Here is a 14395-nt window from a genome sequence, read left to right as displayed (position 1 = left end):
TACAACGCCGAGGACCCCCGCGGGAATTGACACCACGCTATGGGACTCACCCGCGTTCCGCCCCCAGGATGTGCTGCGGGTTGTTGCAGATCCTGGGGGTGGAGCGAAAAGGGGGGCGGAGCGAAAAGGGGGGCGGAGCGAAAGGGAGGCGGAGCGAAGAGGGGGCGGAGCGAAGGGAGGTGGAGCGAAGGGAGGCGGAGCGAGAAGGGGGGCGGAGCGCCGCGTGCGTCAGCCGCCGGCGGCGGGGGGCGTCTGGCGCGAGTCGCTGAGCTCGTCGACGTACAGGCCCTGCTGGTCGATCGTGCCGTTGCGATACGCCTGCCGGCCGATCATGTGCGCCGACAGGGGCGCCGTCGCCAACTGGATCAGCACAACGGGCACGAGAAAAGCGACGACCGGCCACGACCGCAGTGACAGCGCGATCGCGAGGCAGATGAGAATCAACCCCAATACCTGAGGCTTCGTCGCGGCGTGCAGCCGCGAGGGCACATCGCGAAAACGCAACAGACCGATCGCGGCGGTGAGGCAGAGCAGAGCGCCGGCGAGAATCAGCACGAGGGCGGCGATATCGAGAGCGGTATTCATTGCGCGTCGTTGTCCCTTCTCGCGACGAAGCGCGCGATCGACACCGATCCGAAGACGCCGATGGCAGCGATCACCAGCATCACCGGCAGCGTGCGGGTGTGCTGGTTGATGGCCATCTCGGCACCCATCACGCACATGATCTCGGTCAGCAGCACATCCGACGCCACGGCCCGGTCGAGGATCGACGGCCCGACGATGATGCGCCACAGCGTCAGCAGGGCTGCGACGGTGAAGACCACGTAGATCACGATGAGAAGCGGACTCATGCGCTGCCTCCGTCCCCCGACACAGAACCGACCGCGCCATTGACGGCGGCGAGCTGAGCCCGTGACCCGACCGCCATGACGATGCGCCGCTCCCATCGCAGCACGTGCGCGCGCTGCTTTTCGACGTCGGCGTCGCTGCGCACCCCGATGACATGTAGGTAGACCACACGCCGTTCGCGATCGGCGTCGACCACGAGGGATCCGGGGACGAGGGATGCCGCGACCGCCGTGTGCGTCATGATCAAGTCGTCGTCGGTGAGCAACTGCACGGCGATCACCGCGGCGCCCGGTTGGCGGCGCAGATCGATCGCCTGCCACGCAACCGTAAGCGACCCGACCACCAGCGCGCCGATGAACTCGCCAACGAACAGCGCGCCGTACCAAAGGTTCACGCGGCCCGAAAGCTCCACGGGGGGAAGCCGGAACACCCGGGTCACGACGATCGCGGCGATCAGCCCGGTGACGAATGCGAGCGGAGTGAACTGGCCCCACAGCAGCATCCACACCGCGATCAACCAAACGAAGAACGGCAGCTGCCGCCACAGGTGCGTCCATGGCTTCCGTCGCGAAATCGCGGAAGACGGAGAATCGGATGCCGTCGCCGAGGGCACACTGCTCATGGTTGCACCTCCTTCTCCTGGTCGCCGGTGCTGACATCATGCTCTTCTTCGAGCTGCACCAGGGTCACGGGTTGCAGTAGCGCGTCGCCGATGCGCGTGCAGATCGAATAGAGGGGCCCTGCGAACACCGTCAGCGCGACAGTCACGGCCACCATTCCGGCGGTGGCGAACGTCATGATCTTGGGGATGACGCGTCGTTCGGTGGAGATCGTCGCGGCGGGAGCGTCGCCGAGGTACGAGATGCGTGCTTCGGTCTCGGCCGAGTCGTCTTCTTCACGCCAGAACGCGAGGTTCCATGCGCGCATGAGGGCGTAGAGGGTGAGGAGGCTCGTGACCACGCCGCCCACGATCAGGATCATCATGAGGGGTCCACCCACTTCGGCCGCAGCGTCGAACAGGGCGTACTTGCCGATGAAACCCGAGAACGGCGGCAGACCGCCGAGGTTCACCGCGGGGATGAAGTACAGCACGGCGATGATCGGCGCGGCGCGCATGAGGCCCTTGACGCGCAGGATCGACGTGCTGCCGGCGCGACGCTCAACCAGTCCGACCGCGAGGAACAACGTGGTCTGCACCACGATGTGGTGGACCATGTAATAGATCGTGGCGCCGATCGCGAGAGGCGTCGCGATCGCGAGGCCGAAGATCATGTAACCCACGTGCGAGACGAGCGTGAACGACAGGATGCGCTTGAGCTCTGCTTGCGCGACCGCGCCCAGTACTCCCACGATCATGGTGGCCAGGGCGACCCACAGCAGCAACACGTTGACGTCGTTGTCGAGGAACATCTCGGTCTCGGTGCGGATGATCGCGTAGACGCCCACCTTGGTCAGCAACCCGGCGAACACGGCCGTCACCGGCGCGGGCGCGGTCGGGTACGAGTCGGGCAGCCAGAACGACAGCGGGAAGACGGCGGCCTTGATCGAGAACGCGAGGAGCAGCAGCACGTGCAGCACGAACTGCGTCTGCTGCGGCAGTTCGCCCATGCGTTCGGAGATCTGCACCATGTTCACCGTGCCGAGCGCCCCGTAGATCATCGCGATCGCCGCGAGGAACAGAATCGACGAGACCAGCGACACGACGATGTAAACGACGCCCGTGCGGATGCGAGACTCGGTCGATCCGAGGGTGATGAGCACGTACGACGCGACGAGAAGGATCTCGAACCCGACGTAGAGGTTGAACAGATCACCGGCGATGAAGGCGTTGAAGATGCCCGCCGCGAGGATCAGGTACGACGGGTGGAAGATCGATACCGGGGTGTCGTCGTCGTTGTCGGCGGCCCCCTGGCCGACGGAGAACAGCAGCACCGCGAGCAGCACGATACTCGAAACCATGACCAGCAGTGCCGCCAGGCGATCGACGTACAGAACGATGCCGAACGGGATCGGCCAGCCGCCCACCGAGACGGCGATCGCGTGGTTGCTCGAGTCGACGACGGCGAGCAGGATCGCGGCGATCGCGGTGATCAGGCTGAGCGTCGTGACCGACACCACGATCTGCGTGCGGCGGTGGCGCCCGGCGATCAGCGCGATGGCGGCACCCAGCAGCGGCAGAGTCACCAGGAGGGGCACCAACGAGGGTGCGAGATCCGACAGGAAGCTCATCGCGCCTCACCCCCGTCGTCGTCCGCAGGAGAATCCCGCTCACCGCGATCGGTCGGGGCATCGTTGTGGATCGCACCGAAGTCGCGTGCGCTCAGCACCCGGATCGGAGAGGTCTCCGTCCCGATGAAGTCGGTGGTCGCATCGTCGTCTTCGTCTTCGATCTCGGTCTCTTCGTCGAAGGTGTCGTCGACCTCCGGCGTTCCCTCGCGCACCGCGATGTCGGCCTCGTCGTCGAGCACGGTGTCGGCTTGTCCGAGTTGCCACGACCGATAGATGAGAGCAAGCAGAAATGCCGAGATCGCAAAGGTGATGACGATGGCGGTGAGCGTGAGGGCCTGGGGCAGCGGGTCCGACATCTCGCTCACATCGGCCGAGCCGAAGAACGGCGCAACCCCCGGATCGCCCATCACGATGAGCAAAAGCAGGTTGGTCGCGTTGCCGAGGAGCAGGAACCCGATCAACACACGCGTCAGGCTGCGCTCGAGCATCGCGTAGACACCGCACGCGAAGAGCACAGCCATGATGACGATCAGGACGAGGGAGACGCTCATCGGGTGCTCACCGCCGCGGTGTGGACGCCCGCGGCATCCATCGATTGACGATCAACCTCGGCCCCGAGGCTGCGCAGCACATCGAGCACGAGGCCGATCACGACGAGGTAGACGCCGATGTCGAAGATCGTCGACGTGACGAACTCGACGTGCCCGAACACGGGAATCGTGGTTTCGACGAAAGCGCTGGTGAGCGGCGCGGCGCCGAAGAACATCGGCACGATGGCGCACGCCACCGCGATCGTCATCCCGACGCCCAGCAGGCGACCGGCATCGGTGGGCGCGGCGGCACCGAGTTCATAGCGCCCGCCGGCGACGTAGCGCATGACGAGCGCCATGCCCGCGACTAGCCCGGCAGCGAATCCTCCGCCCGGCAGATTGTGACCGGCGAACAGCAGGTACAGCGACACGATGATGATCGTGTGGAACAGCACGCGCACGATCACCTCGAGCAGAATCGCGCGATTCTCTGGGCGGATCTTCTGCCCACCGATCAGCCACGCGGTGCGGGTGCTGCCGCCGGGTGAGCGGGGCTGCGTGCCTTGGTCGGTCTCGACGAGCGGGGTGCGCGTGCGCGCGACCGCCACCGGCAGCGCGTCCACGCGTGAGAGCGTGTCGGAGCGATGGGTGACGAAGACGAGGGATGCCACGCCCGTCGCCGCGAGGATCAGAACAGACAACTCCCCCATGGTGTCCCAGCCGCGCAGGTCGACCAGGGCGACGTTTACGACGTTCTTGCCGTGACCGAGCGTGTAGGCCAGGTCGGGAAAGCGCTCCGAGATCGGTGTCGTGTCGCGTGCGGCCGTGGCGACCACTGCCACAACACCCATGGTGAGGCCCACGGCGCCGGCAATCACCGCGCGCAGGAACGGCGCAACCGAGGCGTTGTGCGAACCCATGCGCGAGGGAATGCGGCGCAGAACGAGCGCGAAGGCCACGAGGGTGACCGTTTCGACGAGGATCTGGGTCAGCGCGAGGTCGGGCGCGCCACTCGTCGCGAACAGCAGCACCATGCCGAGCCCCGTGACCGAGACGAGCACGACACCCGTGTAGCGCTTGCGCGCGCGCACCGCGACGAGGCCTGCGACGATCATGATCGGTGCGACGACGAGCTGCATCGGCGTCTGGTAGGCGTCGAGCTGGGCGCGCAGGTCGCTGCCGGCGAGCAGCGCCGTTGCTTCGGCAGCGACGAACACCACGAAGATCGTGCCGACGTACACCGGCAGCGAGCCGCGCTGAGTGAGGCCCGTGGTGACCACCGACAGGCGCGCGATACCGCGTAGCACCAGGTTGTAGACGTCGCTCGCGGTGAACGGCAGCACGCGCTTGGCGAACGAGCGCCGCGCGGTGATCCAGAAGAATGCGGCCCCGACGGCGAGGGACGCCAACGAGATCCATAGCGCGGGTTCGAACCCGTGCCACAGCGCGAGGTGCGCCACGTGCTCGGGCGTCGCGGCGCCCGGCGAAGCCAGCGGCGACAGGTCGGCGTATCCGGCCAGCGGCGCGTCCAGGAGCGACGCTCCCAGCCCGCCGGCCACGGTCAGCACGGCGAGGATGACCGGGGCTGCGAGGAAGCCCATCGGGGTCTTGGGCCACTCGATCGGGGCCCGGCGATCACCGGCCGGGTCCTTCTTCGTCCAGAAAGCGCCCCAGAGGAATCGGATGCCGTACGCCGCCGTGAGCGCGGATCCCAACGCGATGCCACCCAGCGCGAGGCCTCCCCACAGGGAACCACCGGTGGCATCCTCGAGCAAACCGGTAAGCGTGCCCTCCTTGGCGACGAACCCGATCGTCGGAAAGACGCCGGCCATGGAGCCGATCAAGATGAAGGCGGCCGTCGCCATAACGGGCGCCTGACGGCCGATCCCCGAGAGTTCGCCGATGTCGCGCGTGCCGAGTTGCCGGTCGATGATGCCGACGATCAGGAAGAGCGCCGACTTGAACAGCGCGTGGGCGAGCAACAAGGCAAGCCCGGCGAGCGCGACGTCGCGCGTGCCGTAACCGAGGGCCACCGTGAGCATGCCGAGCTGGCTGACCGTGCCGAACGCCAGAATGCGCTTGAGGTCGCTCTCGCGCAGCGCCTGGAATCCACCGAGCAGCATCGTGAAGAGGCCGAGGCCGATCACGAGTGGTCGCCACGTGGGCGCGAATGCGAACACGGGTGCCAGGAGGGCGATCAGGTAGATACCGGCCTTCACCATGGCGGCCGCATGCAGGTAGGCGCTGACCGGGGTCGGGGCGGCCATGGCGCCGGGCAGCCAGAAGTGGAACGGGAAGATCGCCGACTTGCTGAGCGCGCCGACGAGCAGCAGCACCAGGGCGACGTCGACGACCAGACCCGTAGGTGCTTCCGCGAGGATCGTCGAAATGCTCGAGGTCCCCGCCTGCACGACCATCAGCACGACGCCGATGAGCATGACGAGCCCGCCGAGCGTGGTGACGAGCAGGGCTTGCAGGGCCGCACGGCGACTGGCTGCTCGGCGATGGTAGTAGCCGATCAACAAGTACGACAGGACGCTGGTGATCTCCCAGAAGAGCACCAGGATCACCAGGTCGTCCGTGAGCACCAGGCCGTACATCGCCCCGGCGAAGGCGAGCAGTACCGCCGAGAACTGCCCGAGGCCTTCGGTCTTGTCGGCGAAGTACCAGCGGCAGTAGATCATGACCAGCGCACCGATTCCGGTAACGATCAGCGTCATCACCCACGACAGCGTGTCCATCCGCATCGATAGCGCAATGTCGAGTGTGGGAATCCAGGTGTATGTCTCGAACGGGATGCCACCGGCGATCACGACGGGCGACAGTGCCGCCGCGTGCACGAAAGCCACTGTCGGCAAGAGTGCCGCGAACCAGAACACCCGGGCACCGATGCGGCGGGCGATCCAGGGCAGAACCATCGGGACGATGGCGAACGCGCCAAGCACGAGAAGCACGAAAGTGGCCTCCTCGTGGTCGTCGGCCGGCCGAGGGCGCGGGCTCTGGCGATCAGGGTGTCGGGGGTGAGTCTACCGGTCGCACGGGTGTCGATGGCGCGGGGCCGGTCGTATTCCCCTCGCGGAATTCGCACGTGAAGTGCACGGTCGCGGCATCCTGCCCCTCGATCATCGCGGCAACGGCTCGACCGGCCGCGCGACCCTTCTCGGTGGCCGGTTGCACGAGTGTCGTGAGGGTGTAGCCCTCGAGGCCATCGACGGTGATGCCGTCGAACCCCGTGACGCTCACGTCACCGGGAACATCGAGGCCCGCCTCCTCAGCCGCACGGATGACGCCGGCGGCGAGCAGGTCGCTCTGCGCGATGACTGCGGTCGGGCGATTCGCCGGGTCGGCGAAGATCACGCGGCCGGCCGCCAGCCCCTCGTCGATGAAGCTGCCGGCGGCCGAGTACACCGGTGCGTCCGGATACACCTCATGCGCCCCCGCGAGGCGCTCGCGCGTGACGTCGATATCGATGTCGGCCTCAGCATCCAGCCACCCGGCACTCCAGCCCGCGCGTGCCGGGAGTGCCACGATTGCCACCTGCTCGTGCCCGAGCGAGCGCACATGGCTGGCCGCGTGGCGCTGTGCCTCGCGGTTGTCCAAATGCACGCGAGGGATGCCGGGGCCTGCATCCCCTTCGATCACCACCACGGGAATGCCGCGCGCACCCAGAGTCTCGAGCGATTCTGCGAGCCTGCCGCTGCAGCCGATCAGCACCGCCGCGTCGATCGGCGCCGTCGTGAGGGTAGCGCCGCCTGCCTGCGACGGATCGGCGAGCGGGTCTTCCTTGAGGAGAAGGAGACCCGCGTCGATCGGCGCGACGCCGTCGGCGAGGCCGTCCATCATGAGGGTCTTCACGGGGTCGAGAAAGGCCGTGCCGAGGTGCTCCTCGAACACCACGCCCACGATCCCCGAGCGCCCGCGCCGCAGCGACGCGGCACGGGGATCAGGACCGGTGTACCCGAGGCTTGTCGCAGCGTCGAGCACGCGCTGGCGCGTGGCATCCGACACCGCGGCCTTTCCGCTGAAGACCACCGATGCCGTCGACGGCGAGACCCCTGCCTCACGGGCGACATCGGCGATGGTTGCTCGGCGCACGCTCATAGGGTGTCGATCCTACCCCGCCAGGCATCGAATCGATTCGGTAGGCTGTGGCGGTGGAACACGATCTCTCCCGCGCGCAGCTCGTCCGCTGGCGCGCCGCCATCTTCACGATCTTCTTCGCGACCGGTCTCGGTTTCGCGTCCTGGGCGTCGCGGCTTCCGGCGGTCAAGGTCGATCTGGGCATCAACGATCTGCAGATCGGCGTGCTGCTGTTCGTCGCCGGCGCCGCATCGATCGTGGGCCTCTCGCTCGCGAACATCATCGTGGTCCGGTGGGGCGCACGGCGCGGCATGTTCATGACGATCATCGCCTTCTCGCTCGGCGTGATCGTTGTCGGGATCGGTGTGCAGTTCCTCGGCTCCTACGCGGTCGCGGCGGTCGGGCTGGGCCTCATGGGCATCGGCATGAGCGCCACCGACGTCATGATGAACGTCGAAGCCGCCGCCGTGGAGCAGGCGTTCGAGCGCACACTGATGCCCCTGTTCCACGCGTTCTTCAGCCTCGGCACGGTCGCCGGCGCCGGGATCGGCATCGTGATGGCCGCGGCTCGCGTGGGCGTTGCGTGGCATCTGTGGGCGGTGGGGCTTCTCGTGCTGGCGGCCGGGCTCATCGCGCTGCGATCGGTACCGGTGCGCGAAGCGGTGAACGACGCGCCCGCGACCACCACCTCGCGTCGTGAGAGATTCGCCGAGGCGCTCACCGTGTGGCGTGATCCGCGCACCTACGCCATCGGCGCGATCATGCTCGGCATGGCATTTGCCGAGGGCAGCGCGAACGACTGGCTGACGATCGCGATGGTCGACGGCCACGGCGAGACCGAGGCAATGGGCGCCATCGCGCTCACCATCTTCTCCGTCGCGATGACGGTGTTCCGTATCGTCGGCGGTCCGCTCGTCGACCGCATCGGCCGCGTGTGGACGCTCCGGATCCTCGCTGTTGCCGCCGCCTCGGGCTTGATCCTGTTCATCCTCGCGCCGTCCACGCCGCTCGCGCTCGTCGGTGTCGCCCTGTGGGGCGCCGGCGCCTCCCTCGGATTCCCGCTGGGCATGTCCGCCGCAGCCGATGACCCGACGAAGGCCGCGGCGTCGGTGTCGGCCGCCGCCACGATCGGGTACTTGGCGTTCCTGTGCGGGCCGCCGGTGCTGGGTTGGATCAGCCACGAGATCGGCATCCTGCCGACACTGTGGATCATCGTGGGCCTCATCGCCCTGTCCGGATTCTCATCGGGAGCGGCCAAGCCGATCGCGGGATCCAAGGTCGGCGTCGGGCACACGCACTGACATCCCGGCGCACGCCGACGGCTAGGCTCTTCGGGTGCGTCTTGTCATTGCCCGCTGTTCGGTCGACTACACCGGTCGCCTGACGGCACACCTTCCGCTTGCCACCCGTCTGCTCGTGCACAAGGGCGACGGCAGCCTGCTGGTCCACTCCGACGGCGGCTCGTACAAGCCGCTCAACTGGATGAGCCCGCCCTGCCGCCTCGACGTCGAGCAGCCCGACGACGAGTCCGCGTCGGCGGGAGTGATCGAGCACTGGCGCGTGACGCACGCGAAGACCGGCGACGCCCTGCTCGTGCGCATCTACGAGGTTCTGCACGACTCCACTCACGAGCTCGGCATCGATCCGGGCCTGCAGAAAGACGGCGTCGAGGCCGACTTGCAGCGCCTCCTCGCCGAACAGGTCGATGTGATCGGCGATGGACTGACCCTCGTGCGGCGCGAATTCCCCACCGCGATCGGACCGGTCGATCTGCTGCTGCGCGACCCGAACGGCGGCACGATCGCCGTCGAGGTCAAGCGCCGCGGCGACATCGACGGCGTCGAGCAGCTCACGCGCTACCTCGAACTGCTCGGCCGCGATCCTCACCTCGCGCCGGTAACCGGAGTCTTCGCCGCGCAGGAGATCAAACCACAAGCCAAGGTTCTGGCCACCGACCGCGGCATCCGCTGCGTAACCCTCGACTACGACGGCATGAAGGGCACCGAGTCGGGGGCACCGCGTCTGTTCTGATCCGCGCCTGTTCTGATCAGCCGGTAGCGTGAAGGCGTGACGATTCGCTCGAACTGGACCTGCATCCTGTGGGATGTCGATGGCACGATCGTGGATGCTTCAGACGGCATCCTGCGGCGATTGACGATCACTCTCGAACACTTCGGCAAGCCTGAACCGACCCGCGCCGAACTTGTGCACTGGATCGGCCCGCCGATGTTCGAATCGTTCCAAGCCAACGTCGGCATGACCCCTGACGAGGCGACAGAAGCGGTGTCGTTCTACCGTGTGCTCGGCAAAGCCGACGGCTACACGACCGGCGCGAAGCTTTTCGACGGTGTGGCAGACCTCATTCACGACGTCGCCGCGGCCGGAGTCCCCCAGGCCACCGCGAGTTCGAAGCCCGAAGTGCAGGTCGTCGCACTCATGGAGCACTTCGACCTGGCCACCGATCTCACCGCCATCGCCGGGGCGACCCAGGACGAAAAGACCCTCAGCGCCAAGGCCGACATCGTCGCCGAGGCGCTGCGCCGGCTACGCGCGGCGGGCGTCGACACGTCTCGCCCCGTGCTCGTGGGCGACCGCCATCACGACGTCGAAGGCGGCGCCGAACACGGTGTCCCGGTGATCTTCGTGCGCTGGGGTTTCAGCTGGCCGCACGAGTCCGAGGGAGCGCAAGCCGCCGTCGACACGATCGACGAACTGCGCGCATTGCTGTTGCTTGACGACGACACCGCGACAGACTGAACCAGGAGGAGGGCGCATGGCAGAGATCGTCGCTGCGATTTTGCAGTGGCTCGTCCCCGCCCTCGTGGTGTTCGTCATCACGGCGCTCGCCCTGACCATCACCGTCTGGGCTGTGCGCCGCGCGCATCGCTCACCGAAAGCTCGGGCCGAGGCCGACCGACTGCGCTCCGCCGCGGGCATCACGCTCGTGCGACTCGATGACGCCGTCGACGAACTCGATCTCGAGGTCGGGCTCTCTGGCGCGCTCTACGGCGGTGATGCGCCGACGTCCCTGCGCCGCGCGCGGCTGAACGCACAACGCGTGCGCGACGAAGAGTTCGCACGATTCGAAGACTGCAGCGCCGCTGACATGCACCCGCGCGAGATCAGGCGTGCGGCCGCGCTCATCGAGAAGAACGCCGCTGGCGCTCTCGCCCTGATCGCGAAGGCGCGCACCGAGCACGCCGACTGGATGACGGCGAACCTGTCGGCCGCCCAGCAAGTCGCCGCCACGCGTCAGCGGCTCGATGAACTGCGCGCGACGATCGGTGACCCGAAAGCCCTGGTCGCCGAAATGTCGGCCCGCTTCGAGCCCGACGAATGGCAACCCGCCGCCGACGCGGCACGAGGCGCCCTCGCCGCGCTCGAAGACGCTGAGGCACACGTCACCGAGGCTGAAGAACGCGCCAGCGATCCGTCTCGCACCGCACTGCCAGAGCTCGCGGCTGCCGAGCGCAGCATCCGAACGGCACAAGCAGACGCGCGCACGCTCGAGGAAGCACACCGCCTGGCGATGCAGGCCTCGCTCGCCCTCCCCGATGAGCTCACCGCCGCGCGCACCGCGATCCGGCAGGGGCTCGTCACACGCGAGCATCTCGACGAGGACGCCTCGGAACGGCTTGGTGTCGAGTTGCGCTCCTGCGCCGACGAACTCGACAAGATCGAAGTGGATGCCGCGCGCCGGCCGACCCACGCCGTGGATCGCATCGCCCGCGTGCGCGACCGCCTCGACCTTGCGCTCTCGGACGCGCAAACCGCTCAGCAGCGCATACGCAACGCGCGCACCGCGTTGCCGGGGACTCTCGCCTCTGCGCGCAACGCGATCGCCCACGCCGAGGCTGCCGTCGGGCACGGACGAGTGGACGCCGACGCCCGCTCGCGTCTGATCGCCGCGCAGGCAGCCCTCGCCTCGGCGCGGCAACTCGCCGACCCCGTCGAGGCCCTCGACACCGCTCGACGCGCTCGGCTTCTCGCCGAGGATGCGCAGGCCCTTGCCAACTACGCCGGAATGCACACGCCCCGGAGGCCCTGATGAGCGAACTCACCGACACGACGTCACAGCTGCAATCGCGCCGCGCCGAAACGAACGAAGCCGCAGCACTCTTCCCGAAAGAAGTGCGCCGCGGCTTCGTGTGAGCCGAGCGAAGTGTGCTCGGTCAGTGAGCTCAGAGGGGGCGGATGTTCTCCGCCTGGAGGCCCTTGGGACCCTGCGCGATCTCGAACTCAACCCGCTGGTTCTCTTCGAGTGAGCGGTAGCCGCTCGCTGCGATCGCGGTGTAGTGCGCGAAAACGTCGGCGCCGCCTTCATCGGGAGCGATGAAACCGAAACCCTTCTCCGAGTTGAACCACTTGACGGTGCCCTGCGTACTCATTACTTGCCGTTCTTCCTTCGTCGACGCCACCTGCGCCGATCGTGATCCACGCTAGTGGCGCAGTACCACTGACAGCGAGGGTCGAAATCCGATGGTGATCTAAACGTTGCACGACGTTCAGGAGAGCGTGACGGCTTAACCATCTGACGCCCGGGCTGAGCGAAGCTCGAAGCCCGGGCGTCGACGGATCCCCCCGGATAGGCCACGCAAAGCGTGACACGCTCATCGTACCGATATATGAGTCCCCCTGCGAGGGAAAGTTGCGCCGAAGATGGGGCGTACACTAGTGCCGCTCATGACAGTCCCGTTCGCCCCTCTCGACCCGCGCGGCACGGTCCTCGGTGATGAGGTGTATCAGCGCCTCGGCCAAGCCATCATCGACGGCACCCTCCTCCCGGGCGAACAGTTGCGCGATCACGACCTGGCCCAGCGCATGGGCGTCTCGCGCACCCCGGTTCGTGAAGCCCTGCAGCGGCTCGAGCGCACCGGCATGGTCGAAGTCGTTCCTCATAAGTACACGCGCGTGTCGATGCCGAACGACAAGACCCAATCCGACCTGTTCGAGTTCGTCTCGTACCTCATGGGCATTGCCGTGCGCATGGCCGTCGTGCGCTGCGATGACGACGTTCTCACTGAAGCCCTCGAAGGCGTGGATGCCATGATCCACGCCTCGAGTCAGGACGACCGCGACGGCCTGTGGGAGGCGAGCGTCGACTTCTTCACGACGGTCACCCGGGCATCCGAAAACACCGCCGTCCTCACGTTCATGCGCGAAGCCGAAATCGCCATCCGACGCAATGCGTCGGCATGGCGACCGTTTCTCGAGTGCCCACTAGGACGCACGGCCGCGTACCAAGAGTTCCGCGAAGCCATCGCGAATCGCGACGGTGAGGGAGCCGAGCACAAACTCCGCGAGATCAACGGGTTCGCATGACCCTCGCGGACTACTCACGCGCGTCGGCGGTCGATCTCGCCTCCGCCCTGCGGCGCGGTGAGGTGCGCTCGATTGATTTGGTGGATGCCGCGCTCGAGCGCGTCGACCGCATCGACCCTCTGGTAAATGCCGTCATCGTGCGCGACGATGATCGCGCTCGTCGCGATGCGCAGGCAGCAGATGCGCAGATCGCCGCGGGGACGGGCGGACCGCTGTGCGGTGTGCCGATCACGGTGAAGGAGAGCTTCGACCTCGCGGGCCACCCCACCACGTGGGGTGTGCCTGATCTCGCGGGGCACCGTGCCGAGCGCGACGCGCTGATCGTTCGCAGGTTGACGGATGCCGGTGCCGTCGTCATCGGGAAGACGAACGTGCCCGTCGACCTGAACGATTGGCAGAGCGACAATCCGATCTACGGGCGCACGAACAATCCCTACGACCTGTCGCGCACGCCCGGCGGATCATCGGGCGGCTCCGCCGCCGCCCTCGCGCTCGGCTACTCAGCGCTCGAGGTCGGATCCGATATCGGCGGTTCCGTCCGGGTACCTGCCGCGTTCACGGGGGTGTTCGGTCACAAGAGCACGTGGGGGATCGTGCCCTCAAGCGGTCACGCCCCCGGTGGGTGGGAGGGCGTCGCCCCGCCGCTGGCAGTCATCGGTCCGCTCGCTCGATCTGCGCGGGATCTCGCACTGGCTCTCGAGATCGTCGCCGGCCCGGACGACCTGTCGCCGTTCACCGGACTCACGCTGCCCCCCTCGCCGCACACGCGGCTGAGCGACTACCGTGTGCTCGTACTCACCGAGCATCCATCCGCTCCCACGGATGCCGTCATCCAGCGCGCCGTGGACGAGACCGCTGAGCGCATCGCCGCCGCGGGCGCGGTCGTCGCACGCTCGAGCGACCTCGTTCCCGATCTTCCCGCTCTGCTCGAGGACTACCGGCTGATGCTCGCCGCGGTCGGTTCGCGCCGCACCCCCGAAGGCACGCCGTCGATGCCGGTGCGCGACTGGTTCGAACTGCTCGACCGACAGCAGGCAGTCAGGCAACAGTGGGCGCGTCTGTTCGAAGATTTCGATGTCGTGCTCACCCCGACGTTCGGCACTGTGGCGTTCGAGCACATCGACGAACCCGACTACGACCTGCGCCGGCTGAAGATCAACGGGCGCGACGAACGGTATGAACCGCAGTTGATCTGGCCGTCCCTCGCGACATACGCGAATCTGCCGGCGACGGCTGTTCCCGTCGGCGTCACCGCTGAGGGGCTTCCGCTGTCGGTGCAGGTCATCGGAGCGCATCGCCGCGACCTCACGACGATTGCCTTCGCCGAGCACATCGCGCGGGAGATTCCCGCGCCCGTGCTGCCCCACTGAACACGCACGCGACGG

The 14395-nt window shown here is 67.3% G+C and carries 14 protein-coding genes; 6 read left to right on the top strand and 8 right to left on the bottom strand.

The genetic code is table 11. From position 1 onward, the window contains the following. Nucleotides 1-228 precede the first annotated feature (228 nt). Genes mnhG through ON062_RS13065 form a run of 7 tightly spaced genes read right to left on the bottom strand, consistent with a single transcriptional unit; the run spans nucleotide 229 to nucleotide 7709 of the window. Nucleotides 229-585 carry a monovalent cation/H(+) antiporter subunit G gene (gene mnhG / locus ON062_RS13095; protein WP_274647581.1) on the bottom strand — a complete coding sequence of 119 codons (357 nt, stop codon included), beginning with the start codon at nucleotides 583-585 and terminating at the stop codon, nucleotides 229-231. Then, nucleotides 582-851, bottom strand: coding sequence for a monovalent cation/H+ antiporter complex subunit F (locus ON062_RS13090; protein ID WP_274647580.1), 270 nt, complete (start codon nucleotides 849-851; stop codon nucleotides 582-584). The genes mnhG and ON062_RS13090 overlap by 4 nt, the downstream gene beginning before the upstream one ends. Next, the gene (locus tag ON062_RS13085) at nucleotides 848-1471 is read right to left on the bottom strand and encodes a Na+/H+ antiporter subunit E (RefSeq protein WP_274647579.1); all 624 of its coding nucleotides are present in this window, start codon (nucleotides 1469-1471) and stop codon (nucleotides 848-850) included. The genes ON062_RS13090 and ON062_RS13085 overlap by 4 nt, the downstream gene beginning before the upstream one ends. Continuing rightward, on the bottom strand, nucleotides 1468-3078 hold the full coding sequence (locus ON062_RS13080; RefSeq protein ID WP_274647578.1) for a Na+/H+ antiporter subunit D: 1611 nt from the start codon (nucleotides 3076-3078) through the stop codon (nucleotides 1468-1470). Before ON062_RS13080 ends, ON062_RS13085 begins: the two co-directional genes overlap by 4 nt. Next, nucleotides 3075-3629: a Na(+)/H(+) antiporter subunit C gene (locus ON062_RS13075; RefSeq protein ID WP_274647577.1), complete on the bottom strand. Its 555-nt coding sequence runs from the start codon at nucleotides 3627-3629 to the stop codon at nucleotides 3075-3077. The genes ON062_RS13080 and ON062_RS13075 overlap by 4 nt, the downstream gene beginning before the upstream one ends. Beyond that, on the bottom strand, nucleotides 3626-6562 hold the full coding sequence (locus ON062_RS13070; RefSeq protein WP_274647576.1) for a Na+/H+ antiporter subunit A: 2937 nt from the start codon (nucleotides 6560-6562) through the stop codon (nucleotides 3626-3628). Before ON062_RS13070 ends, ON062_RS13075 begins: the two co-directional genes overlap by 4 nt. A 52-nt stretch (nucleotides 6563-6614) precedes the next feature. After that, nucleotides 6615-7709, bottom strand: coding sequence for a LacI family DNA-binding transcriptional regulator (locus ON062_RS13065; RefSeq protein ID WP_274647575.1), 1095 nt, complete (start codon nucleotides 7707-7709; stop codon nucleotides 6615-6617). Nucleotides 7710-7762: 53 nt separating this feature from the next. Between ON062_RS13065 and ON062_RS13060 the strand changes: the two genes are divergently transcribed. Genes ON062_RS13060 through ON062_RS13045 form a run of 4 tightly spaced genes read left to right on the top strand, consistent with a single transcriptional unit; the run spans nucleotide 7763 to nucleotide 11736 of the window. After that, nucleotides 7763-8989: an MFS transporter gene (locus ON062_RS13060; RefSeq protein ID WP_274647574.1), complete on the top strand. Its 1227-nt coding sequence runs from the start codon at nucleotides 7763-7765 to the stop codon at nucleotides 8987-8989. Nucleotides 8990-9023: 34 nt separating this feature from the next. Continuing rightward, on the top strand, nucleotides 9024-9719 hold the full coding sequence (gene nucS, locus ON062_RS13055; RefSeq protein WP_274647573.1) for an endonuclease NucS: 696 nt from the start codon (nucleotides 9024-9026) through the stop codon (nucleotides 9717-9719). A gap of 36 nt (nucleotides 9720-9755) precedes the next feature. After that, a complete protein-coding gene (locus ON062_RS13050) occupies nucleotides 9756-10445 on the top strand; it encodes an HAD hydrolase-like protein (protein ID WP_274647572.1) in 690 nt (229 codons plus the stop codon). 16 nt (nucleotides 10446-10461) lie between these two features. Next, entirely contained in the window at nucleotides 10462-11736 is a 1275-nt protein-coding gene (locus ON062_RS13045) for a hypothetical protein (protein ID WP_274647571.1), read from the top strand. Between the two features lie 133 nt (nucleotides 11737-11869). Here ON062_RS13045 and ON062_RS13040 read toward each other — a convergent pair whose 3' ends face one another. Continuing rightward, nucleotides 11870-12076 (bottom strand): cold-shock protein, encoded by a 207-nt coding sequence (locus ON062_RS13040; protein WP_274647570.1) that lies wholly within the window; start codon nucleotides 12074-12076, stop codon nucleotides 11870-11872. 295 nt (nucleotides 12077-12371) lie between these two features. Here ON062_RS13040 and ON062_RS13035 point away from each other — a divergent pair, with 295 nt between their 5' ends. Together ON062_RS13035 and ON062_RS13030 are read left to right on the top strand one after the other, a co-directional pair. Then, the gene (locus tag ON062_RS13035; RefSeq protein WP_274647569.1) at nucleotides 12372-13010 is read left to right on the top strand and encodes a GntR family transcriptional regulator; all 639 of its coding nucleotides are present in this window, start codon (nucleotides 12372-12374) and stop codon (nucleotides 13008-13010) included. After that, nucleotides 13007-14380 carry an amidase family protein gene (locus ON062_RS13030; protein ID WP_274647568.1) on the top strand — a complete coding sequence of 458 codons (1374 nt, stop codon included), beginning with the start codon at nucleotides 13007-13009 and terminating at the stop codon, nucleotides 14378-14380. Before ON062_RS13035 ends, ON062_RS13030 begins: the two co-directional genes overlap by 4 nt. The last annotated feature ends 15 nt before the right edge of the window (nucleotides 14381-14395 follow it).

The sequence above is a fragment of the Microbacterium sp. C7(2022) genome (assembly GCF_028823665.1).
In the GTDB taxonomy this organism is placed as follows: domain Bacteria; phylum Actinomycetota; class Actinomycetes; order Actinomycetales; family Microbacteriaceae; genus Microbacterium.
This window is presented reverse-complemented; position numbering and strand designations above follow the sequence as displayed.

What these genes read in the sequence shown, in the direction of transcription:
- ON062_RS13040 (WP_274647570.1), bottom strand. Translation starts at nt 12,076, where the DNA reads ATGAGTACGCAGGGCACCGTCAAGTGGTTCAACTCGGAGAAGGGTTTC.
- ON062_RS13090 (WP_274647580.1), bottom strand. Translation starts at nt 851, where the DNA reads ATGAGTCCGCTTCTCATCGTGATCTACGTGGTCTTCACCGTCGCAGCC.
- ON062_RS13085 (WP_274647579.1), bottom strand. Translation starts at nt 1,471, where the DNA reads ATGAGCAGTGTGCCCTCGGCGACGGCATCCGATTCTCCGTCTTCCGCG.
- ON062_RS13045 (WP_274647571.1), top strand. Translation starts at nt 10,462, where the DNA reads ATGGCAGAGATCGTCGCTGCGATTTTGCAGTGGCTCGTCCCCGCCCTC.
- ON062_RS13035 (WP_274647569.1), top strand. Translation starts at nt 12,372, where the DNA reads ATGACAGTCCCGTTCGCCCCTCTCGACCCGCGCGGCACGGTCCTCGGT.
- ON062_RS13030 (WP_274647568.1), top strand. Translation starts at nt 13,007, where the DNA reads ATGACCCTCGCGGACTACTCACGCGCGTCGGCGGTCGATCTCGCCTCC.
- ON062_RS13065 (WP_274647575.1), bottom strand. Translation starts at nt 7,709, where the DNA reads ATGAGCGTGCGCCGAGCAACCATCGCCGATGTCGCCCGTGAGGCAGGG.
- mnhG (WP_274647581.1), bottom strand. Translation starts at nt 585, where the DNA reads ATGAATACCGCTCTCGATATCGCCGCCCTCGTGCTGATTCTCGCCGGC.
- ON062_RS13080 (WP_274647578.1), bottom strand. Translation starts at nt 3,078, where the DNA reads ATGAGCTTCCTGTCGGATCTCGCACCCTCGTTGGTGCCCCTCCTGGTG.
- ON062_RS13075 (WP_274647577.1), bottom strand. Translation starts at nt 3,629, where the DNA reads ATGAGCGTCTCCCTCGTCCTGATCGTCATCATGGCTGTGCTCTTCGCG.